The 20,992-nt window shown below is 61.9% G+C and carries 20 protein-coding genes and 2 pseudogenes; 11 read left to right on the top strand and 11 right to left on the bottom strand.

The genetic code is table 11. The features are described 5' to 3' along the window. Positions 1-31: 31 nt before the first annotated feature. On the bottom strand, positions 32-1,381 hold the full coding sequence (locus tag OKW29_RS16430) for an MFS transporter (RefSeq protein WP_429291777.1): 1,350 nt from the start codon (positions 1,379-1,381) through the stop codon (positions 32-34). Positions 1,382-1,590: 209 nt separating this feature from the next. Further along, positions 1,591-2,178, bottom strand: a complete 588-nt coding sequence (locus tag OKW29_RS16435) for an ATP-binding cassette domain-containing protein (protein ID WP_429291778.1) — start codon at positions 2,176-2,178, stop codon at positions 1,591-1,593. Positions 2,179-2,466: 288 nt separating this feature from the next. Between OKW29_RS16435 and doeA the strand changes: the two genes are divergently transcribed. From doeA to OKW29_RS16460, 5 genes and pseudogenes are all read left to right on the top strand, one after another. After that, positions 2,467-3,687, top strand: coding sequence for an ectoine hydrolase DoeA (gene doeA / locus OKW29_RS16440; protein WP_429291779.1), 1,221 nt, complete (start codon positions 2,467-2,469; stop codon positions 3,685-3,687). Positions 3,688-3,752: 65 nt separating this feature from the next. Beyond that, positions 3,753-4,844 (top strand): alcohol dehydrogenase family protein, encoded by a 1,092-nt coding sequence (locus tag OKW29_RS16445; protein ID WP_429291780.1) that lies wholly within the window; start codon positions 3,753-3,755, stop codon positions 4,842-4,844. 255 nt (positions 4,845-5,099) lie between these two features. Continuing rightward, the gene (locus tag OKW29_RS16450) at positions 5,100-5,519 is read left to right on the top strand and encodes a hypothetical protein (protein WP_429292550.1); all 420 of its coding nucleotides are present in this window, start codon (positions 5,100-5,102) and stop codon (positions 5,517-5,519) included. Beyond that, a complete protein-coding gene (locus OKW29_RS16455) occupies positions 5,519-5,764 on the top strand; it encodes a hypothetical protein (RefSeq protein ID WP_429291781.1) in 246 nt (81 codons plus the stop codon). Before OKW29_RS16450 ends, OKW29_RS16455 begins: the two co-directional genes overlap by 1 nt. Further along, positions 5,765-5,984, top strand: a pseudogene (locus OKW29_RS16460) (hypothetical protein). Positions 5,985-6,044: 60 nt separating this feature from the next. On the opposite strand, the gene OKW29_RS16465 reads toward OKW29_RS16460, so the two are convergent. The 7 genes from OKW29_RS16465 to OKW29_RS16495 all read right to left on the bottom strand — a co-directional run bounded on the left by OKW29_RS16465 (position 6,045) and on the right by OKW29_RS16495 (position 14,401). Further along, positions 6,045-7,442 (bottom strand): aspartate aminotransferase family protein, encoded by a 1,398-nt coding sequence (locus tag OKW29_RS16465; RefSeq protein WP_429291782.1) that lies wholly within the window; start codon positions 7,440-7,442, stop codon positions 6,045-6,047. Positions 7,443-7,486: 44 nt separating this feature from the next. Continuing rightward, entirely contained in the window at positions 7,487-9,010 is a 1,524-nt protein-coding gene (locus tag OKW29_RS16470; protein WP_429291783.1) for an NAD-dependent succinate-semialdehyde dehydrogenase, read from the bottom strand. Positions 9,011-9,176: 166 nt separating this feature from the next. Then, positions 9,177-9,668 carry an Lrp/AsnC family transcriptional regulator gene (locus OKW29_RS16475; protein ID WP_429291784.1) on the bottom strand — a complete coding sequence of 164 codons (492 nt, stop codon included), beginning with the start codon at positions 9,666-9,668 and terminating at the stop codon, positions 9,177-9,179. A gap of 7 nt (positions 9,669-9,675) precedes the next feature. Further along, positions 9,676-10,713, bottom strand: a complete 1,038-nt coding sequence (gene doeB / locus OKW29_RS16480) for a N(2)-acetyl-L-2,4-diaminobutanoate deacetylase DoeB (RefSeq protein ID WP_429291785.1) — start codon at positions 10,711-10,713, stop codon at positions 9,676-9,678. A 53-nt stretch (positions 10,714-10,766) separates the two neighbouring features. Beyond that, positions 10,767-11,771: a cyclodeaminase gene (locus OKW29_RS16485; protein WP_429291786.1), complete on the bottom strand. Its 1,005-nt coding sequence runs from the start codon at positions 11,769-11,771 to the stop codon at positions 10,767-10,769. Next, complete coding sequence (gene eutB, locus OKW29_RS16490) at positions 11,768-12,820, bottom strand: hydroxyectoine utilization dehydratase EutB (RefSeq protein WP_429291787.1); 1,053 nt, start codon at positions 12,818-12,820, stop codon at positions 11,768-11,770. The genes OKW29_RS16485 and eutB overlap by 4 nt, the downstream gene beginning before the upstream one ends. A gap of 183 nt (positions 12,821-13,003) precedes the next feature. Next, a complete protein-coding gene (locus tag OKW29_RS16495; RefSeq protein ID WP_184070244.1) occupies positions 13,004-14,401 on the bottom strand; it encodes a PLP-dependent aminotransferase family protein in 1,398 nt (465 codons plus the stop codon). A gap of 522 nt (positions 14,402-14,923) precedes the next feature. On the opposite strand from OKW29_RS16495, the gene OKW29_RS16500 reads away from it, so the two are divergent. The 6 genes and pseudogenes from OKW29_RS16500 to OKW29_RS16525 all read left to right on the top strand — a co-directional run. Then, positions 14,924-15,490 (top strand): SCO family protein, encoded by a 567-nt coding sequence (locus OKW29_RS16500; RefSeq protein ID WP_429291788.1) that lies wholly within the window; start codon positions 14,924-14,926, stop codon positions 15,488-15,490. Between the two features lie 79 nt (positions 15,491-15,569). Further along, complete coding sequence (locus OKW29_RS16505) at positions 15,570-17,156, top strand: galactose oxidase-like domain-containing protein (protein ID WP_429291789.1); 1,587 nt, start codon at positions 15,570-15,572, stop codon at positions 17,154-17,156. Beyond that, positions 17,156-17,599 (top strand): hypothetical protein, encoded by a 444-nt coding sequence (locus OKW29_RS16510; RefSeq protein ID WP_429291790.1) that lies wholly within the window; start codon positions 17,156-17,158, stop codon positions 17,597-17,599. The genes OKW29_RS16505 and OKW29_RS16510 overlap by 1 nt, the downstream gene beginning before the upstream one ends. A 431-nt stretch (positions 17,600-18,030) precedes the next feature. Beyond that, positions 18,031-18,234, top strand: a complete 204-nt coding sequence (locus OKW29_RS16515) for a hypothetical protein (protein ID WP_429291791.1) — start codon at positions 18,031-18,033, stop codon at positions 18,232-18,234. A gap of 163 nt (positions 18,235-18,397) precedes the next feature. Beyond that, positions 18,398-18,745, top strand: a complete 348-nt coding sequence (locus OKW29_RS16520; protein ID WP_429292518.1) for a glycosyltransferase family 2 protein — start codon at positions 18,398-18,400, stop codon at positions 18,743-18,745. Further along, positions 18,664-19,695, top strand: a pseudogene (locus OKW29_RS16525) (cyclic nucleotide-binding domain-containing protein); the annotation flags it as partial. The gene OKW29_RS16520 and the pseudogene OKW29_RS16525, both read left to right, overlap by 82 nt. A gap of 88 nt (positions 19,696-19,783) precedes the next feature. On the opposite strand, the gene OKW29_RS16530 reads toward OKW29_RS16525, so the two are convergent. Together OKW29_RS16530 and OKW29_RS16535 are read right to left on the bottom strand one after the other, a co-directional pair. After that, entirely contained in the window at positions 19,784-20,320 is a 537-nt protein-coding gene (locus OKW29_RS16530) for a chromate transporter (protein WP_429291792.1), read from the bottom strand. Positions 20,321-20,364: 44 nt separating this feature from the next. Next, a complete protein-coding gene (locus OKW29_RS16535; RefSeq protein ID WP_429291793.1) occupies positions 20,365-20,991 on the bottom strand; it encodes a chromate transporter in 627 nt (208 codons plus the stop codon). Position 20,992 lies beyond the last annotated feature (1 nt).

A 20,992-nucleotide genomic window follows, 5' to 3' on the forward strand; every position in this document is an offset into this window, starting at 1 on the left:
ATCGATACGCGGTTGGCCACGCCATGTCACTTCAACCGATCACTTCCTGCTTCCCCGGAATGCCTTGCCCGCGCAACGAACACCCGCGCGTTTCAGGCACGTAGATCAACGCAATCGCCCCCACGACGCACGCGGCCATCATGTAATAAGCGGGCACCAGCGCATTGCCCGTATGCGCGACCAGCCATTCGTTCGCCATCGGCGCCGTGCCGCCGAAAATCGACGTCGACACGTTATACGCAATCGCCATCCCCGCGTAACGGACCTGGGTCGGAAACATCGCGGGGAACATCGCCGAGATGCTGGCCAGTTGCGGCACGTACAACAGCCCGAGCACCGCAAAGCCGATGAACGCGCCCACCACGCCGAGCTTCATCAGCAGGAACATCGGAATCGCCGCGACGAACAGGCCAATCAGCGAAAACCACCAGACGTTCTTGCGTCCCACGCGATCCGAGAACGTGCCCGCGAACGGCAGAAACACCATCATCGCGAGCATGCCGATCAGCGGCACGAGCAGGGACATGTTGTCGCTCATGCCGAGCTGCTTCTGCATGAAAGTCGGCATATAGGCGAGCAGCACGTAGTTGACGACATTCAAAGCAACCACGAGTCCACCGAGTTGGATCAGCGGTTTCCAATAGTCGCGCAGCAATGCCTTCAGCGTGACGCAGCTATGCTGCTCCTTGTGCATCGTTTGTTCGAGCTCGCGAAAGACCGGCGTGTCTTCGAGCCTGGAGCGCAGATAGAAACCGATCAGGCCGAGCGGCGCTGCAATCAGAAACGGCAGACGCCATCCCCACGCATGCATTGCCGTGTTGCCGAGCACGACGGAGCAACCGAGCATCAGAAACGCACCGAGCGAGAAGCCCGACAGCGTCGCGAATTCGAGGAAGCTGCCACAAAAGCCGCGCTTATTGTCCGGCGCGTATTCGGCCATGAAAGTCGCCGCGCCGCCATATTCGCCGCCCGTCGAAAAGCCCTGGATCATCCGCAGAACGACGAGGATAACCGGTGCCCACCAGCCGATGCTCGCGTAAGTCGGCACGAGTCCGACCAGCAGCGTTGCGACCGACATCAGGATGATCGTCAACGCGAGTACGTGCTTGCGGCCGAGGCGATCGCCGAGCGGCCCCCAGAACAATCCTCCTAGCGGACGCACGAGAAACGAAATGGCGAACGTCGCGAGCGCGAACAACGTGGCCTGCGCGGTGCTGCCGGGAAACAACGCGGCCGAAATATAGCTCAGGCCGTAGGCGTAAATACCGTAGTCGAACCACTCGGTCGCGTTTCCGAGTGCCGACGCCGCGATTGCGCGTCGCAGCAAGCTGCGCGCCTGCGGTTGCGCGCTCTGCGCGTTCCATGAATGTACGTAGTGCATGTCTTCTCCTGGGGTGTCTCTATGCGACACAGGCAATGTCGCCCGAATCCACGATACCGGCGACCCGCGCCTGCAACGATGTTCTAGGACGATGCAGGCATCGGGGTTTTCCATAAAGCCTGCAACGGATGCGGTAATCCGTACGCGTGCGTCGGCGACGCGTCGCGCGCGTTCGGGAAAAACAACATGATTGGCGTCGCGCAGCGCTCTCAGCGCGTCAGCAACGGCAGCGTCATCAAATGACCCTGCTGTGGCCTCGCCTCGTTCTCGCCGCAAAGGTCGAGCGCGCGCCTCTCGGCCGATTCACGGCTCTCGCCCTTCGTCAGCATCGGCGCGAGCGTCACGTTGTCGAGCACGCTCTTGTGCGGAAACAGATTGAAGTGCTGAAACACCATGCCGATCTTCTCGCGCATCTTCTGCAGATGCCGTTCGTTCGCGGGCACCATCTGGCCGCCGCGCGGCATATGGAACAACTGTTCGCCGTCCACTTCGATATGGCCGCCATCGATCGTCTCCAGCGTCATCAGGATGCGCAGGATCGTCGTCTTGCCTGATCCCGACGGACCGATTAGCGCGAGTTTCTCGCCGGGCATCACGTCGAGCGACAGTTCGTCGAGCACGGTCAGCGCGCCATATCGTTTCGTGATCCGGTCGAGCCGGATCAATGGCTTGCTCGCCGGGCTTTCGTCTCGGCGCGCCGGTGTGCTTGCGGGGGCGACCGCGCGCTCCTCGGAGGAAAGACTTGCCGGGGCGATGCCTGAAGCGTTCAACAGATCGGTGACTCGCGCGGTGTTCATATCGATTCGATCCCGTTCGTCGTACGTGTGGTGCGAACCAGAATACGCAGCCATATTTGCGATCCAGATTGCTCTAGAACAATTCTTTTTACGCGCGGACAAGGGCGGCGCAGCGTGCACTGCAACAAACATCCACCGTCCGTCGATAACGTCACGAACATTGAACTAGCACATTCAGCGGTGTTTTTTCGCGGCATTAGACTGCGGCGAGAGATACCCGTGGACGCCCCGTTCACTTGCACCGGGCGCCACTTTCCGCGACGACGTCACGCTCAGAGAGAGGGGAAGATGTCAGATACGACGCAACACGAATCGCGAATCGCGGCGCCCGTCGTGCGCCTGCCGTTCGAACGCGACGAGTACGCCGCGCGTCTTGCCAAGACGCGCAAGGCCATGCAAGCGGCCGGCATCGAACTATTGATCGTGTCGGACCCGACCAATATGGCCTGGCTCACCGGCTATGACGGCTGGTCGTTTTACGTGCATCAGTGCGTGCTGCTTGCGCTGGATGGCGAGCCGGTCTGGTTCGGCCGCGGTCAGGACGCGAATGGTGCCAAGCGCACCGTCTTCATGCAGCACGATCAGATCGTCGGCTATCCGGATCATTTCGTGCAATCCACTGCGCGTCATCCGATGGACTACCTCGCGCGCGACGTGATCGCGGCGCGCGGCTGGGCCAACGCGAAGATCGGCGTCGAAATGGACAACTACTATTTCAGCGCCGCCGCTTATCGCTCGCTCGTCGCGCATTTGGCCGATGCGAAGTGGCAGGACGCAACCGGCCTCGTCAACTGGCAACGCGCGGTCAAATCGCCGCGCGAGATCGAGTACATGCGCGTGGCCGCGCGCATCGTCGAGAAGATGCACGCGCACATCGTCGAGCGAATCGAGCCGGGCATGCGCAAGAATGACCTCGTCGCGGAGATCTACTCGGCAGGCATTACCGGCATCGACGGTTATGGCGGCGACTATCCGGCGATCGTGCCGCTGCTGCCGACCGGCGCCGACGCGGCCGCCCCGCATTTGACCTGGGACGACACGCCGTTCGCGAAGGACGCCGGCACGTTCTTCGAAATTGCCGGCTGCTTCAAGCGTTATCACTGCCCGCAGTCGCGCACCGTCTACCTCGGCAAGCCGCCGAAGCATTTCATCGAAGGCGAACGCGCGGTGGTCGAAGGGATCGAAGCCGGGCTCGCCGCCGCGAAACCGGGCAATACCTGCGAGGACATCGCCAATGCATTTTTCGCGGTGCTGCATAAATACGGCATCGAGAAGAACAGCCGCTGCGGCTATCCGATCGGCGCGAGCTATCCGCCGGACTGGGGCGAGCGCACGATGAGCCTGCGCCCTGGGGACAAGACCGTCCTCGAACCCGGCATGACGTTTCACTTCATGCCGGGCCTGTGGCTCGACGACTGGGGCCTCGAAATCACCGAGAGCATTCTGATTACGCGGACCGGCGTCGAGCCCTTTTGCAGGACGCCACGCAAGCTGTTCGTCAAACCTTGATCGCGCGGGCGTCGTGCCCGCGTGAACTCGCGAAGCACGACGCCCGTTTCAACGAAAGGGGAAACATGCTTCCGAAAACGATGAAGGCCGTCGTGCTGACCGCGCACGGCGGCCTCGACAAACTCGTCTATCGCGACGACGTGCCGGTGCCCTCGTGCGCGGCTGGCGAGGTACTGATCGACGTCACCGCATGCGGTCTCAACAATACCGACGTGTGGGTACGCCAGGGCGCCTACGGCACCGACGACGATCCGCAAGCGGTGTCGACGTGGCGACGCGGCCGCTCGACGCTGACGTTTCCGCACATTCAGGGCGCGGATATCGTCGGACGCGTGGTCGCGGTGAGTCGCGGCGTCAGCGACGCGCGTATCGGCGAGCGCGTGATCGTCGACGCGTCGATCTACAACCGCGACGACGACAGCCTCGCCGATATCGACTACATCGGCCACGGCCGCGACGGCGGCTACGCCGAATACACGGCCGTGCCCGCGGAAAACGCGCATCGGGTCGACTGCACCTATTCCGACGCCGAACTCGCCACGTTCTGGTGCGCTTATCACACCGGCGAGCAGATGATCGAGCGCGCGGCCGTCAAGCGCGGCGAAACGGTGCTGATTACCGGCGCGTCCGGCGGTGTCGGCTCGGCCATCATCCAGCTATGCCGCGCGCGCGGCGCGATTCCGTATGCGGTGGTCAGCAAGGGCAAGGAAGAAGCCGTGCTAGCGCTCGGTGCGCAAGGGGTGATGCTGCGCGACAGCGGCGATTTCGTCGGGGACGTCGAACGGATGACCGAGGGGCGGGCCGTCGATGTAGTCGCCGATCTTGTCGGCGGGGCACTGTTCGGCAAGCTGTTGAACGTGTTGCGGCCTGAGGGACGATATACGACCGCGGGCGCGATCGCGGGGCCGGTCGTGCAGCTCGATCTGCGCACGATGTATCTGAAGCAGTTGCAGTTGAATGGATCGTCGCAGGGCACGCGCGGTGCGTTCAAACGCGTGCTCGACTATATTCAGAACGGGACGATCCGCCCGGTTCTCGCGGCGACTTATCCGCTGTCGAAGTTTCATGACGCGCAGACGCGGTTTATGGAGAAGCGCTTTGTGGGGAATATCGTTGTGATTCCGGATCGGCATTATGGCGGCGAAGCCGCGCATTAGCTTTCGGTAACTCTCGGCGCAATAGGAATATGCGAGCCCGCCCAGCAAGGCGGGCTTTTTTTCGGCCGTGGCAATCAGAATTTTCCAAGTCGGGTGCGGATCGTGGTTTCGTTCAAATCGACGATCATCCGTCGATAATCGCCTCCTGTGACGGACTCGCCGCCTATCGGCGAATCGTCGATACGAACCCTGTGGGCCTCAGGTTCATTTGCCGTTGGACAATGCTTATCGTCAACTCCGCCAATGCCATCCGCAATGGCACTGAACGTCGAAACCGGCGAATGGTTTCCGCAGGATAGGCTTCGGTCGTATTCGACCGGTTACGCAATGGCCAAAGCCCTAGGTTACGCATGGGCGTGCGATTGTCGCGGGCGCGCGCAACAAGCGGACGACGCTAGCATGGCACGCTCGCAATATGGCAGCAGCCCGCGCGTGCCGCAGAATCTGGGCAATGCCCAGCCGTTCGAGTATTCTGACACTTCGACAGGCGGAGATGTGACGATCCTTGGTGCACGCGGTGTGAGCGAACGACAAGAGATCGAGTGCGAGATGGAATATGAGCGCAATATGATCGCGTGCAAGATGCTGTCAAAAACATACGGGGGCGATTTGAGAACTCGCTTTGCGTGCGAGCAACGTGCTTTTGAAACATACAACCAGTGCAGAGGCTATTGATGGTCCGAGACCTTGCTATCGTCTTTATCTACGACGACGACACGAATACGCTCAAAATGAGCAACGTGTCGCGTCGTGCTATTCAATCAACCTTGGATCGGGCGATGTTCCTCGATATTCCTGAAGCACCGGAAACTCCATTGGATGACGAATCGGCCCGCAAGCTTGGAGCGCTGGCACTTCGATGTCTAGGCGAAGCGCATCCGGATCTGGCCGCGCGACTGAATCTTTCAGCGCCAAAGTAGCTGTTCTTGCGATCTCAGGTCGCGCTATTTTTCGGCCTTTTCGTTCTGTCGATCCATTATGTCCACCCATACACCTGTCCGTGGACGGAAAGCGAGGCGCTCGCATGGTGGCGTGCTTCGGATTCTATATTTCGTAGTGTGGGTGACTATTGAATTGATCGTGGCAGCGCTTGCCTATGTGGCCATCATGAAGCTATGGCGGCACTACCGCACGAAGTAAATGAAAGCCCCGACCATGAACCGCATCGCAGCGGCCGGGGCTCTCGTTCACCTCATTTCATCAAAGCGAAGCAGCCGGCGCAAACACCTGCGACGCCACCTCATCCACCGCCTCGCGCGTCAGCTTCACGATCTCGTCCACGTCGCCGCGCGACGTCACCAGCGGCGGCGCAAAGCCGAGAATGTCGCCGTGCGGCATCGCCCGCGCGATCAGTCCACGCTGCATCGCGGCAGCCGACACACGCGGCCCGACCTTCAGCGCCGCATCGAACGGCGTGCGGACATCCTTGTAGGCCATGAACTCCAGCGCGGCCAGCATGCCCACGCCGCGCACTTCGCCGACGAGCGGATGCGAGTCGAACGCCGCATGCAATTGCTCCAGCAGATAAGCGCCGGTTTGCGCCGCATTCTGCGTGAGGTTCTCGCGTTCGAGAATATCGAGGTTCGCGAGCGCCGCCGCCGCGCAGATCGGATGACCCGAATAGGTCCAGCCATGCCCCAACGCACCCGATTCCTGCGATGCCTTATCGATCACGTCCCATACGCCTTCGCTGACGATCACGCCGGACAGCGGCGCGTAAGCACTCGTCAAACCCTTCGCGACAGTGATCAGATCGGGTTGAATGCCGTAGTGCTGCGCACCCATCTTCGAGCCGAGCCGGCCGAAACCGCACACCACTTCGTCGCAGATCAACAGGATGTCGTGCTTCTTCAGCACCTGCTGGATCGCGGGCCAGTAACCGGCCGGCGGCGGTACGATGCCGCCCGTGCCCATCACCGGTTCGCCGATGAAGGCCGCGATCGTGTCGGCGCCTTCGCGCGCGATCAGTTTTTCGAGTTCGTCGACGCAGTACGCGACGAACTGCGTTTCATTCATACCGGCCGGCGCGCGACGATACCAGTGCGGACACACGGTATGCTTGACGCGCTCGATCGGCAGATCGAAGAACTGGTGGAAGCTCGGCAATCCCGTGAGACTGCCGGTGACGATGCCCGAGCCGTGATAGCCGCGCTCGCGCGAAATGATCTTCTTCTTGTTCGGGCGGCCCTTCACATTGTTGTAGTACCAGACGAGCTTGATCTGCGTTTCGTTCGCGTCCGAACCGGACATGCCGTAGTACACCTTCTTCATGCCCTGCGGCGACCAGTCGATGATGCGCGACGACAGCTCGATGATCGTATCGGTCGAGTGGCCGACATACGTGTGGTAATACGCGAGCTTCTTCGCCTGCTCGTAAATCGCCTCGGCCACTTCGGTTCGGCCATAGCCGATGTTCACGCAGTAAAGACCGGCAAATGCATCGATAAAAGACTTGCCTTGATGGTCTTCGATACGGATGCCTTTCGCGCCGGTCACGATCCGGCCCGGCAGCGCGCCGCTCGCGTGATCGTGCGCGTGCGTCGACGGATGCATGAAATGCGCGCGATCGGCGCTCAGCAGTTGATCGAATTGAGTCATGGGTCGCTCCTTCGTGTGATGTCTGGATGAATGAATCGGTAGGTTCAGGCCGTTGCGTCCGTCGCCATCGCATGTGCAGGGGCACGAGCGGGGGCGCTGTCGCTGACCGGCAAGCCAAGCTGGCCAAGGCAGAAATAACGTGTCTCGACGAACGGCTCGAAGCCTTCGACGCCGCCTTCGCGTCCAAGCCCCGACGACTTGATGCCGCCGAACGGAATCGGTGCGCCGGTGAACTTCGCGCCGTTGATGGACACCATCGCGAAGTCGAGTCGGCGGATCAGTTGAAACACGGTGTTCAGATCTCTCGCGCACACGTAGGCGGCGAGTCCATACTCAGTGTCGTTCGCGCGTTCGACCACTTCGTCGAGCGAATCGAACGGCGTGACCGCCGAGATCGGCGCGAAATTTTCTTCGTCGTAAATGCGCATGCCGGGCGCCGCATCGGCGACCACGGTCGGCTCGAAGAACCAGCCGCCGCGCTCGTGCGCCGCGCCGCCTACCGTGACGCGCGCACCCTTCTCACGCGCGTCGGCGACGCGCTGCACGGTCGTGTCGAACGCGGCCTGGTGCATCAGCGGGCCGACGTCCACGTTCGGGTCGAATGCGCCGCCCACTTTCAACGCCTTCACGGCATCGCTATATCGCGCGACGAACGCTTCATACAACGAACGCGCGACGAAGATCCGGTTCGCCGCGCAGCAGTCCTGGCCCGAGGTCTGGAACTTCGCCGCGACCGAGACGCTCACGGCGTGTTCGAGGTCCGCATCTTCGGTCACGATGAAAGGCGCGTTGCCGCCCAGTTCGAGCGCGGTCTTCTTGATGCCTGCCCGTGCGGCCGTTTGCATCACTAGCGCGCCGACACGCGTCGAGCCGGTGAAGCTGACCGAGCGCACGCGGCTATCTGAAACCAGCGTTTCCATCGCCATTTGCGGCTCGCCGAGCACGACGTTGAACACGCCGGCCGGAAAGCCCGCTTCTTCGGCGAGTTGCGCGAGCGCGAGCGCGGAGAACGGCGTCTCGTGTGCGGGCTTCGCGACCACCGTGCAACCGGCGGCGAGCGCGGCGGCGGCCTTGCGGGTGAGCATCGCGCACGGAAAATTCCACGGCGTGATCAGCGCGGCCACGCCGACCGGCTCGATGATCGTGCCCAGATGAGCGCCATCGATATGCGTCGGAATCGTGCGCCCATTCAGGCGCCGCACCTCATGCGCGAACCATTCGACGAAGCTCGCGCCATACGCAATTTCGCCGCGCGCTTCAGCAAGCGGCTTGCCCTGTTCGAGCGACAGAATCGCGGCGAGATCCTGCTGATGACGCAGAATCAGTTCATGCCAGCGCAGCAGCAGCGCCGAACGTTTGGCGACCGGCACCCAGCGCCACGTGTCGAACGCGCGCTGCGCGGCATCGACCGCGGCGGTGATCTGCGCCGCGTCGAGCATCGGCACATGGCCGAGCACTTCCTGATTCGCGGGATTCTGCACCGCGACGCTCGCGGCGCTCGCGCTATGAACCCAGCGTCCATCCACGTAGCACAGCGATTTGAATAAGACCGGATGACCCAGCAACATGACGACCTCCTGTGTGCGATGTCTGCTATCACTGTAGGTCCGGCGGCACTGCGGTTTTTTTTGTTGTCGCTTCTCGAAGGCTACGTTCTTTCTGCAATTCGCCACATGGTTATCGTTTTTTCGGGTGGGGCTTTTCGTCGTACGTCGACCGCAAGTAGCGCGCCACTCAGCCGTTCTCGCCAATCGATTGTTCCGCCCATTCGGGCAAGCCTTCGGCCCCGCTTTTCACCACCTTCGTGACGATATAGGTGAAGTACTTTTCGATGCCCAATTCGTCGGTCAGCAACGTATCGATGAAGCGCTGATAGTGGTCGATATCGCGCGACAGCACGTGCATCACATAGTCGACACCGCCACCCGTCGCGAGGCATTGCACGACTTCGGGCGCGGCCGCGATGCGCTCCTCGAAGCGCCGCATGTCCGGCGCGGTATGACGCGCGAGCGTGACCTCGACCACCACGCGGCTGCCCTTGAACGCGCGCACCCAATCGATATCCGCGCGATACCCGCGAATCACGCCCTCTTCTTCGAGGCGCTTCACGCGCTCCCATGCCGGCGAAATCGACAGATTGATTTCTTCGGCGAGGCGCGACTTCGTGATGCGTCCATCGCGTGCGAGAATGCGCAAAATCGCGAGATCGTAGCGGTCGAATCTCATCGCGCGTTCAGACCGTTACCGGTATGCCTCGTTCGAGCACGTCGGCGACCACCGCAACCGTGTCGCCGATCCGCACGAGCCCCGGAAAATGCCGCGCGGCCAGCATGCCGCCGCGTCGCGCGCGATATTCGATCGGCGCGGCGCCGGTGCGCTTCGCGTCGTAAATCCGCGCGATCACCTCGCCGCCGTCGACCATGTCGCCGAGGTCCTTGCACAGTTCGAGCAGGCCGTCGTGCTCGCTCGTCGTGTAGCAGGTGCCGTCGGGCATATCGAGCAGCGTCGTCGTGCGCGGCGCGCTCGCCCTCGAGTGACCCATTGCTTCGTCTTGCCTGATGATTCCAGCATGCTGTAGAAAGCCGCGCACACCACGCTCCGTAATCGCGACGCTCTGCACGGTCGCCGTGCCACCGCCCCCGAGTTCGGTCGACACGAACACCTTGCCCGCTTCCTCGACGGCCGTGTCGTAAAGGCCGACGCTGTCGAGTTCGAGCATCCGCATCGAGTACGGCGCGCCGAATGCGCGCATCGCTGCCTCGCAGCGCGCCTGCTGTGTCGCGTCGGGCAGCACGTGAATCGCGGCGAACGGCACGAAGTCGAGCGTGCGGCCACCCGCGTGCAGATCGAGCACATAGTCGGCGAGCGGCAGCAGATAGCGCTGAAAATAATCGGCGATCTTCTCGGTCACGGTGCCGTCCGGCTTGCCCGGAAAGCTGCGATTCAGATTGCCGTGATCGATCGGCGACGTGCGCGTGCCCGCGCGAAACGCCGGAAAATTCATGAACGGCACGATGATCACTCGCCCGCGTACATCACTCGCCTTCAATGTGGCGGCGAGCTTCGACAGCGCAATCGGCCCTTCGTATTCATCACCGTGATTGCCGCCCGTTAGCAGCGCGGTCGGTCCCTCGCCGTTGCTGATCACGGTGATGGGGATCATCTCCGCGCCCCATGCGGAGACGTCGTGCGAATGAGGCAGCTTCAGGAAACCATGCTGTTCGCCGTCGGCGTTGAAATCGACCGTCGGTTGAATCGGGGATGCCCGCATCTGTGCTACTCCTTCTTGAGCCGCTTGCGCGGCCTATTGCCGTTCATCGCGCGTCATCTAGGCGGCGCGTCGTTGCCAAATGTCGTTCCCGCCTTCGCGGCACGCGCGCGCTGCAATGCGAGCGCGGCGATAGCGGTGTCCTGCGCGCCGGTTCCGGTCAGATCGCAGATCGTCACGTCGGCGTCGCTCGTGCGGCCCGCGGCCTGTTTCGCGATCACCTGGCCCAATTCGACGATCGCCGCATCGTCACGCATCGTGCCCGCGGCGAGCGCGTGATGCAGTTCGCCGAGCACGCGCGTTTGCTGCGCGCGGTCGCATACGTAGCGCGCCGCCGCCAGCGCGGCCGGCGCGATTTCGTTCTTGTGCTCGGCGTCCGAACCCATCGCAGTGATGTGCAGGCCCGGATGCAGATCGGCGGCTTCGATCAGCGGCGTGCGGCTCGGCGTGGTGGTAATCGCGACGTCCGCTTCGGCGAGCGCGTCATGAACGCTGGTCGCGACATCGCATCGCACGCCGGGCGTGTCGTTCACTTCCGCGGAGAAACGCAGCGCGCTCGCCGCGTCGCGCGCCCAGACGCGTACGTGTTCGACGCGGCGCACCAGCATCAAGGCCCGCAGTTGCAGACGCGCCTGCTCGCCCGCGCCGATCACCGCGACCTGCGGCGTGTGCGCTTTCGCGAGCCAGCGCGCCGCGACCGCGCCGGCGGCCGCCGTGCGTATCGCGGTCAGATAGCCGTTGTCGAGCAGCACCGCTTCGGTCAGCCCGGTCTTCGCCGACAACACCAGCATCAGACCATTCAGGCTCGGCAGACCGAGCGACGGGTTGTCGAAGAAGCCTGGACTGACCTTGATCGCGAAGCTGTCGAGGCGTGGCAGCCACGCGGTCTTCACGTCGACTTCGCCGTTATGCGCGGGCAGATCGAGCCGCAGGATCGGCGGCATCGCGACCGCCTCGGTCGCGAGCGCGACAAAGGCGGCTTCGATCTGATCGATGGCCGCGAGATCGAGCGGCACGAGATTGCGAAGCTCGGCTTCGCCAAGGAGCGTGATCGAGGTCATGATGGGGCGTGTGAGTTCGGTGACGGCGCGGCTTGCGAGGTTTCGTTGCCGATGTGTATGATCCGCCGATGCAGATTCATATCGATGTTCGCGCCCGTCACGACGAGCACGAGCGGCCCGCGCGCGATGCGTTCAGCGGGCAGCGCGTGATCGAGCACCGCGGCAATCCCCACCGCCGCCGCGCCTTCGACGACGAGCCGTTCCTGCCGATACGCATGCGCGATGCCGCGCGCGATCGACGCCTCGTCGAGCAGCACGGTCTCGTCGATCAGATCGCGCGTCAGCGCATACGTATAGCGGTTTTCGAGTCCGATGCCACCGCCGAGCGAATCGGCGAGCGTGTCGACTTCCTCGATCAGCACCGGCCGTCCGACCGCGAGACTCGCATGCATCGCGGCGCCGCGCGCCATCGTGACGCCTGTCAAGCCAATCGTGGGATTGGTGCTTTTCGCCGCGAGCGCGATGCCGGCAAACAGCCCGCCGCCCGACAACGGCACCACGATGTTCGCGACATCGGGCAAGGCCTCGACGATTTCGAGCCCGATCGTCCCCTGTCCGGCGATCACGCGCGGATCGTCGAATGGCGGCACGTACGCATAGCCTTCTTCGCGCGCGAGCCGCAATGCTTCGTGCTCGGCCTCGTCCTGACTTTGGCCGGTAATGCGCACGTGCGCGCCGAGCGCCCGTACCGCGTCGACCTTGTTGGCGGGCACGAGGCGCGACAGACACACGGTCGCGTCCATACCGAGCGCGCGCGCCGCATGCGCGAGCGCGCGGCCATGATTACCGGTCGATGCGGTCACCACGCGAGTGCAGCCCTGCTCGGCCAACTGCGCGAGCGCGTTGGTCGCGCCGCGCAGCTTGAAGCTGCCGGTCGGCTGCATGGTTTCGAGCTTCAGATAAACCGGCGTGCCCGCGTGCGCCGACAGGCTCGGCGATTCGACGAGCGGCGTACGGCATACGCGAGCGTCGATACGGCTGCGCGCGCGGTAAATGTCGGCTAACGAAAGACTGGCTGACAATGGAACGGCTAACGATGGAACGGACATGCACCAGGCCCTGCATCAAAGAGGTCGATTCGCTATTCGATGCGGGCACGGCTATCGCAGATAACCGCAGTGACTCGCGACCGCATCGCTTTCCATGCAGCCCAGTCTAGTGTTCTAAAAAAGAATTTTTATTGTCCTAGTTCATTTCGGTCAGCGCGTTACGCAATTCGCGCACCGGCGCGATCAGGTGAAATCGTGCACCTGCGGGTACTGCTCGAACACGTCGCGCATCGTTTCGAGCGCGGCTTTATAGGCGTCTTCGCTGACCTCGGCGCCGACGCAAACCCGCACCGCGTTGGGCCGGTCGGCGTCGCGCACGAGAAACGGATCGGGCGACGTGACTGCGATGTCGCGGTTGCGCAGTTCGCGCACCAGCCGATCGGTGCGCCAGTGATCGGGCACCCGCAGCCACGCCGATAGCGCCTGCGGATGCGCGCCCAGGACATATTTACCGAGCGTCTGCTGCAATTGCGACTGACGCCGCCCGAGCCGCTCGCGCTGAATTTCGACGAGCCGCGCGGCCGTGCCGTCGACGATCCAGCGCGTGGCGATCTCGGCCATCGGCGGCGTCGCCATCCAACTGCTCACGCGCAGCACGCTCTCGGCGCGCAGCGCGAGCCGGCGCGGCGTCGTCATATAACCGATGCGCAAGCCGGCCATCACCGACTTCGTAAAACTCGTGCAGTAGAACGAAAGATCCGGAATCAGGCTCGAAATGGGCGTGGAATGTTTGGCCGGCAACGGCCCGTACACGTCGTCCTCGATCACGTATACGCCATAGCGTTCGGCGATTTTCGCAATCGCGCGACGCCGCGAATCGGGCATCAACGCAACGGTCGGATTGTTCAGCGTCGGTGTGCAGACGAGCGCCGAGATGCGCTCGCTGTCGCACATCTCCTCGAAATGCTCGGGGTGAATGCCGTACTCATCGATCTCGAGGCCCTTCAGCGTGAAGCCGAGCACGTTGGCCGAACCTATCACGCCGTGATCCGTCAGGCTTTCGCACAGCACGGTGTCGCCCGGCCCCACCAGCGAAGCGAGCGCGAGAAAAATGCCGTGGGCGGCCCCGTTCGTGACGAGCAGCGTATCGGCCGAAGCCGGCATGCCGAGCGACGCGAGCCATGCAATACCCGCCTGGCGATGATGCTCGAAGCCCGCGATCGGCCGGAACGCGCGAATCCACGGCTGATCGTCGAGCGTCGACAGCGTCGCGCAGACCTTGCGCCACATTGCGTCATGCTCGGACGTGTGAATGATGCGCGCGATCGAAAAGTCGACCACCGAACGCTCGGCCGTATCGAGCATGTAGCTCGACATCGTTTCGGTGACGCGAGCCGCGACGAAGCTGCCGCGCCCGACCTCGCAGCGGATCAGGCCTTGCCGCTCCAGTTCCTTGTACGCGTTGGTCACGGTCTGTACGCTGATCGCGAGTTCGGCGGCGACGTCGCGTTGCGGCGGCAGGCGCGCGCCCGGCGGCAGCGACGTGTTCTCGATGTCGCCGGCAATCGCCTTGACCAGCCGCTTGTATTTCGATTCCACGCCGTGCACCGCGCGCACGGCCTCGCGCCATTGCTCGATCACCGCTGCTCCTCCGTTGTGGCGGGTGCTGGCTCCATATGGAGTCGCGTCGTCTTGCTCGATCTCCATAGTGAGGCCAAAACGGGGCGGAAAAATATTGTCCTAGAGCAATTTGCGGAAAATTCCGCTGATAGGAGTGCTTCGAAGTCATTCCCCGCATCCCGCGTTGAGCGGACTCGATCCCGCCTGACATGCTTACCGTCGAGACAGCGTTCGCAACACGCCTACTTACATTTCCTGAGCATTCGCCATTCGCGAATATTCGCCAAGCTCCATCTTCGAAGCCAATATGAAAGAAAGCCTCACTATCGTTTAGGTATGGGCAAGACGCGAGGTTGCGATGAGAAGGCCAGCGAGTCGTGTCGCACTCGGAATGAAAAGCTGCACTCTTTTTCTTGTCGAGTGCCCGCAACGGCATTTTGTTCCGATCGGCGTCGCGCATGGGTCCGTTGCAATGCCTGGCGTTTCGATACATCAGGACGGCACTGCAAGGGTGGTGACATGACCGCGTGGACGCGCCGGGAGATGTTGCACGCAACCGCTCTAGCCGTGGCGGCGGCGGTATCGGCGAAACTTCATGCTCAGCATGGAAACATGGGGCCGGTCAGACCGCCGGTTCGCCTCACCGATGTTCCGGTAGTCGACCAGACTGGCACGACCCGAACGCTCGAAGCGTTGTTGCGTGAAGGCATCACTGCGGTGCAGACGATTTACACGGGTTGCAGTTCGGTTTGCCCCCTACAGGGAGCGCTATTCAGCGCCGTTCAAGACCGGATGCTGCAAGCCCGTACACGCTATCCCATCCGCTTGCTCTCGATTGGAATCGACCCATTTGGCGATGTACCGTCCGCGTTGCACGAATGGCTCCTGCGTTTCAATGCCGGTCCGCGATGGAATGCGGTCACGCTGGCGCCAGATGACGTCGACCGAACACGAACTGAGTTGGCGGGGCGCGCATCGCTGCCACGCAATGTCGCCGATCATTCGACCCAGGTCTATTGCTTCGATCACGACGCGTTGTTGCGCTGGCGCAGCGCTGATCTTCCACGAGTCGAAGAAGTTTGTGATGTTCTCGGTGTACTGGGAGTTTGAATACGTTCGAAGTGATTTGCCTGACCAAAGTTGCCGATCACACCAGCAATACATGTAACCCGGAAAAGGGGGCGTCGCGATGAAAGGAAATCTGTTTCCAGCAAGTTATCCAAAGTCGTCAGTAACGGACAAAAAAACGTTGGCCCTGATAGTCCTCGGGTCGATGTTGATTGCGACGTGCGAGGATGTAGCAGCGCAGACCGCGCCGCCGTCGCAGTGGACTGCCCCGATTTCTTTGCCACTAGTGCCGGTGGCAGCGGCTAATCTGCCGAATGGAAAGGTGCTGGTCTGGTCGGCTGATAGTCCGCTGGATTTTACGGGCGGCGAAGTGAATTTGAACAAGCACGAGAACAACGGGGGCACCTATACCGCGATCTTCGATCCGGTGGCGGAAACGAGCACGCAGGTGTTAGTCAGCAATATCGGCCACGACATGTTTTGTCCTGGAATCGCCAATCTTCCCGACGGTGATATCCTGGTGACGGGTGGATCGAGTAGCGCCAAGGTCAGTGCTTTTAACCCCGACTCAGGACACTGGACATCCCAGAAACCGATGAACATTCCCCGAGCCTATCAAGGCAGCGTGACATTGAGCAATGGTGATGTGTTTGCATTGGGGGGCTCATGGAACGGTGGGCTAGGAGGCAAGAGCGGCGAAACGTGGAGTAAATCGGGCTGGCGAAAGAATACCGCGGTAACTGCCAACTGGGGCGACCCTGACGTAACAGACGATGCGGCAGGAATATATCGTGCGGACAATCATATGTGGTTGTTCGCGGATTCCAACGGCATGGTTTTCCACGCTGGACCGAGTCGAGCCATGCAGTGGATTAGCACCGCGGGCACCGGCAGCATATCGGCGTCGGGAAATCGAGGAGCTGACAATGACGCGATGACCGGCAACGCGGTCATGTATGACGTCCGTAAAATCCTCGCGGTCGGTGGTGCGCCTGACTACGAAAACGACTACGCGACGTCGAACGCGACATTGATAGATATCAGCAGCAGAGCGGCGAACACGCGCACGATAGCTCCAATGAACTATCAGCGCGCGTTTGCCAACAGCGTTGCATTACCGGACGGCGAAGTCGTCGTGGTTGGCGGTCAAACCTATGCCCAGCCTTTTTCTGACGACAACGCGGTTCTGACGCCAGAGATCTGGAGCCCCGCGACTGAAAGTTTCACGCCGCTTGCGGCCCAGAAGATCCCGCGCACTTATCACAGTATCGCGCTGCTTCTGCCGGACGGGCGCGTTTTAAGCGGTGGTGGGGGGCTGTGCGGCGGATGTTCGACCAACCACCCGGACGTCGAGATACTGACGCCACCGTATCTTCTCAATGCGGACGGTAAACCAGCTTCACGCCCCACGATTCTGTCGGCGCCCGCGAACGCAAGTCTCGGCTCATCGATCTCTGTGAGCACCGACAGGGCGATTAGCGCCTTCGCGCTGATGCGTCTATCGTCGGCAACCCATTCGCTCAACAACGAGCAGCGACGCGTTCCGTTAAGCTTTAGCGCGAACAGCGCAGACCATTCGAAGAGCGCAGACCAGTATGTGTTGCAAATTCCGGGTGATTCTGGAGTCGCGGTGCCCGGCTATTACATGTTATTCGCTATCGACGCGAACGGGGTACCGAGCGTCTCAACCACTATTCGAATCCACTGATGACACGCGCCTTGAATCGGGCCGCCTTCACACTATGCGTGACGGCGGCCGTATTTTTGGTTGCTGTCACACCCGCGGCAAATGGCGCGGATTCATCGCAATCCATGGAGTTGGGACGTGATATTTTTAGCGGGCAGCACGCGCTGGCGGCGCACTTACGCGATGACGACCGCATGCTGCCTGACAATGCTATCCGGTGTATCAATTGCCATGGTCACGCGGACAACGCAGCGTCTTTTGGTCCCCCGTTGACAAGCGAGTATCTGCTCAGCGATACACGCCGACGCGGCGGCCCGCCGAGCCGTTACGATCTGAGCTCGTTCTGCCGGGCCTTGAATGTCGGCGTTGATCCGACCGGAATCGTCCTGAAAAAGGCGATGCCGCAATACACGTTTAGCGATACAGAATGCGCTGCGCTTTGGAGCTTCGTCACGGCCCCATAGGGCTTCTCCGCTTGACATGTGATCCCGATGAATTGATGAGAGAGAGAGCCTGTACTCACGTCGCTCGGTCACAGCCCCCTGAGGTGTCCGAGATACCGCTTGCGAAGTCAAATTGGCCCACCAGCCACGAATCTGACAGACATCGTGGGCATTTTGCGGTCCGAAGAGCTTATTGAACTGGATGACGCATACCTCAAATAAACGCGACAGATCTTCAGCGCTTCAGGTCAATGCTCTGAATGACTTCGCGACAAGGACTATATTCCAACTCTGTCTTCCGTCTGATCGCCCGCAATGTGCGTTGACGGATCGTCCCGTCGACTACTTGCATCAGGATAGGTCCAGAGGTGTGTGATGAAATGTCCCATTCGTGCGTGGCTGTTTCAGGCTGTCTGACCGGCATCATTGGGACTATCGCTGGGACCGGTGCGATGGGCTATTCCGGTGACGGCGGTCTCGCCGTTCAGGCCATGCTGTCGAATCCAACGGGGCTCGTGTTCGGGCGTGACGGAGCCCTGTATGTCGCCGATGGTTTCAGGATCCGCAAGATCACCGGGCTCCCCGGTCATCACCGCTGGGATTGGCGGGACAAACGTCGTTACGGTCTTCACGACAACGATAGTGACGAAGATTGAGGTTGGGCGTAACTACGTCGGCTCCCGGGCAATGGTCACGCAGCAGAAGACCCAACGACCGGTCCAGTTGGAGATCACCGAGCCGATTCGTCAGAGCAAACTGACGATTAGAATGACGGGCATCGTTTTGCCCTGTGAAACTCAAACTTCCAGGAGCTTGTCCATGTCCGCACCGAGAATCAGCGTTCTGCTGCCGATCTACAAGGTCGAGGACTATATCGAGCACTGTCTCGACTCCCTGCTCTCACAATCCTTCACCGATTTCGAAATCATCGCCGTCGACGACAGCAGCCCCGATCGCTCAGGTGAAATCGCCGCCCGCCTTCTCGCACAGCAGGATCGCATTCCGTGGAAGTTGATCAGAAACACCGACAATAAAGGGCTCGCTGAAACGCGAAAAATCGCCGCATCGGAAGCGCGGGGCGGGTGGGCGCGTATGCGAAGCTCAGTTGGTACGAGTACCTGCTCGTGCCTGCCAGCCTCGGCACGATCGTCGCCTACGGCGTGGTAGTCGGCGTTGCGGTAGGCGTCGTCGCGGCGTGTGTGACGTTCAAGCTGCTCTACGGCCGGGTCAGTTGCATACGGATGGAATTCGATTTGCGCACACGGACGTCCAATGTGGAGCGCAGCATCGACGAGAGCCAGTCTTTGCGCGAACTCGGTGCGCAGATCTGCGGCATGTGCCTGCAGGGGTTCCTGTTCTTTGGCACGGCCAATTCGATTCTGCACAGCCTGCGTGGGCGACTCGCCGAGAGCCATCCGGTGCCGGTCCGTTTCGTCGTGCTCGATTTCGCATCGACTCAGGGCATGGATGCGTCGGTTTCGATCAGCTTCGTCAAGCTAAGGCAGCTATGCGCGGCGAAGAACGCGGACCTGGTGCCGACCGCGCTGCCGCCGCGCTCGCGCGACCTGCTCACGAAGACCGGGACCCTCAATCTCCGGATTCATGAGTTCGACTCGCTCGACGCGGGTCTGGAATGGGTCGAAGACCAGTTGCTCACGGTGAACTCGCGTGCGACAGGACACGGCTACGACTTTCACGCGATGCTCGCGCCGCACTTCACGGCCAGCGCGTTGAGCACGCTGCTGGCATGCCTGGAAGTGCATGACCTGCTCGCGGGACAGGTGCTCTTTCTTCGCGGTGAGCAGGCTGACGGGTTGTATTTCATCGAGCGCGTACGTGTCGAGGTCTCGTTTCCGCTCGACGATGGACGCTCGGTCCGGCTGCGCTCGTTCGGCCCGGGGACGGTTGTCGGTGAAATGGCGGTCTACACGCTGCAACAGCGCATTGCGGACGTGATCGCCGAGACGCCGACGCGGGTTCGCCGCTTGTCGACGACCGCTCTCATAGGACTCGAACAACAGGATCCGGCGGCCGCGCAACAGTTTCATCGGTTTCTCGTCAAGATCATCGCGGCTCGACTTGCCGTCGTCGACGAGGCACTGCGTGCGGCGTTGTAAGCGGTTTGCGCGTCGTGGCCGCTTCCGTACCTTACTCACTCTGCGTACCGACGACGTACCGCCACGATAAGACCGCCCGCCCCGCGCCCTATAACAACCCCGCAAAATGCACCAGCAAAAACACAATCGCCCCGCCCGCGATCAGCACCAACGCATTGATACGCGTCCCCATCACGAGCACGGTCGCAACCGCCGCGGTAAGCCACGCGACCCAGCCACCTTCGAGCTCCTTGATCAGCACATAGACGGCCGCGAGAATCAACCCGGCAGCCACCGGCCGCAACCCGGCCTGCAACGCATTCAGCCAGCGCGCGCCTTCGTGCCGGTTCCATACGTGCACGACGCCATACATCAGAAACGCAGTCGGCCCAAATAGCGCGACGGTCGCGACGAGCGCGCCACCGAGTCCGCCGACCTGATAGCCAATCAGCGTCGCGAGCAGCGAGCCAGGACCGGGCGCGAGCCGCGCGATCGCGAAGTCGCTGAGAAATTGCGCATGGGTCATCCAGTGATGCACGTCGACGACCTGGCGCTGCACTTCGGGGATGATCCCCTGCCCGCCACCGACGGTGACGATCGACAGCGGCGCGAACACCGAAAACAGGGCGATAAGAGTTCTGAACACGGCAGAAGCTTTTGTGAAGTTTGACTAGCGGCGATAAAAGCCGATCAGGGCTGGCGCGCCTCGCGCACGTATTCATAGCCGACGCTCAACGCGCCGGCGATCAGCACGGTCCACACCAGCGATACGCGAAACACCGCCGCAGCCGCGAACGTCGCGAGCAGCACCAGATACGGAAACACGCGACGCGGCAGCCGGCGTGCGGCGGTGATCGCCATCGACAGCGACAGCCCGATCGCGCCGGCCGCGGCGCCAGCGAGCGCGATATGCGTGAGCGGAAACGATGCGATCGCCGAGAAGAACGCGCCGAGCAGAATGATCACGACGGCCGCCGGAAAAATGATGCCGCAGAATCCCGCAACAGCGCCGCGCCAGCCGAGCAGCCGGTAGCCGATCCAGATCGCCAGATTCTTCACGTTGACACCGGGCAGCGCCTGCGACAACGCGAGGCCGTTGAGAAATTCGTCTTCGCTCATCCAGTGGCGGTCGTGCACGAACTCGCGCATGAACCAGCCGCTCAGTCCGCCGCCGAAACTCGTCAGACCGATGCGGGCGAAGATCAGAAAGAGGCCGAGCGAGGTCACTTCGCGCGGCGGCGGTGCGTGGTGTGGCGCGTTGTCTTCGGGTGTCGATACCGGGTCGCTGACGTCTTGCCCGTGGATGCCTTTGGCCAAT

This window comes from Paraburkholderia sp. CI3 (genome assembly GCF_050436505.1).
Lineage (GTDB): Bacteria > Pseudomonadota > Gammaproteobacteria > Burkholderiales > Burkholderiaceae > Paraburkholderia > Paraburkholderia tuberum.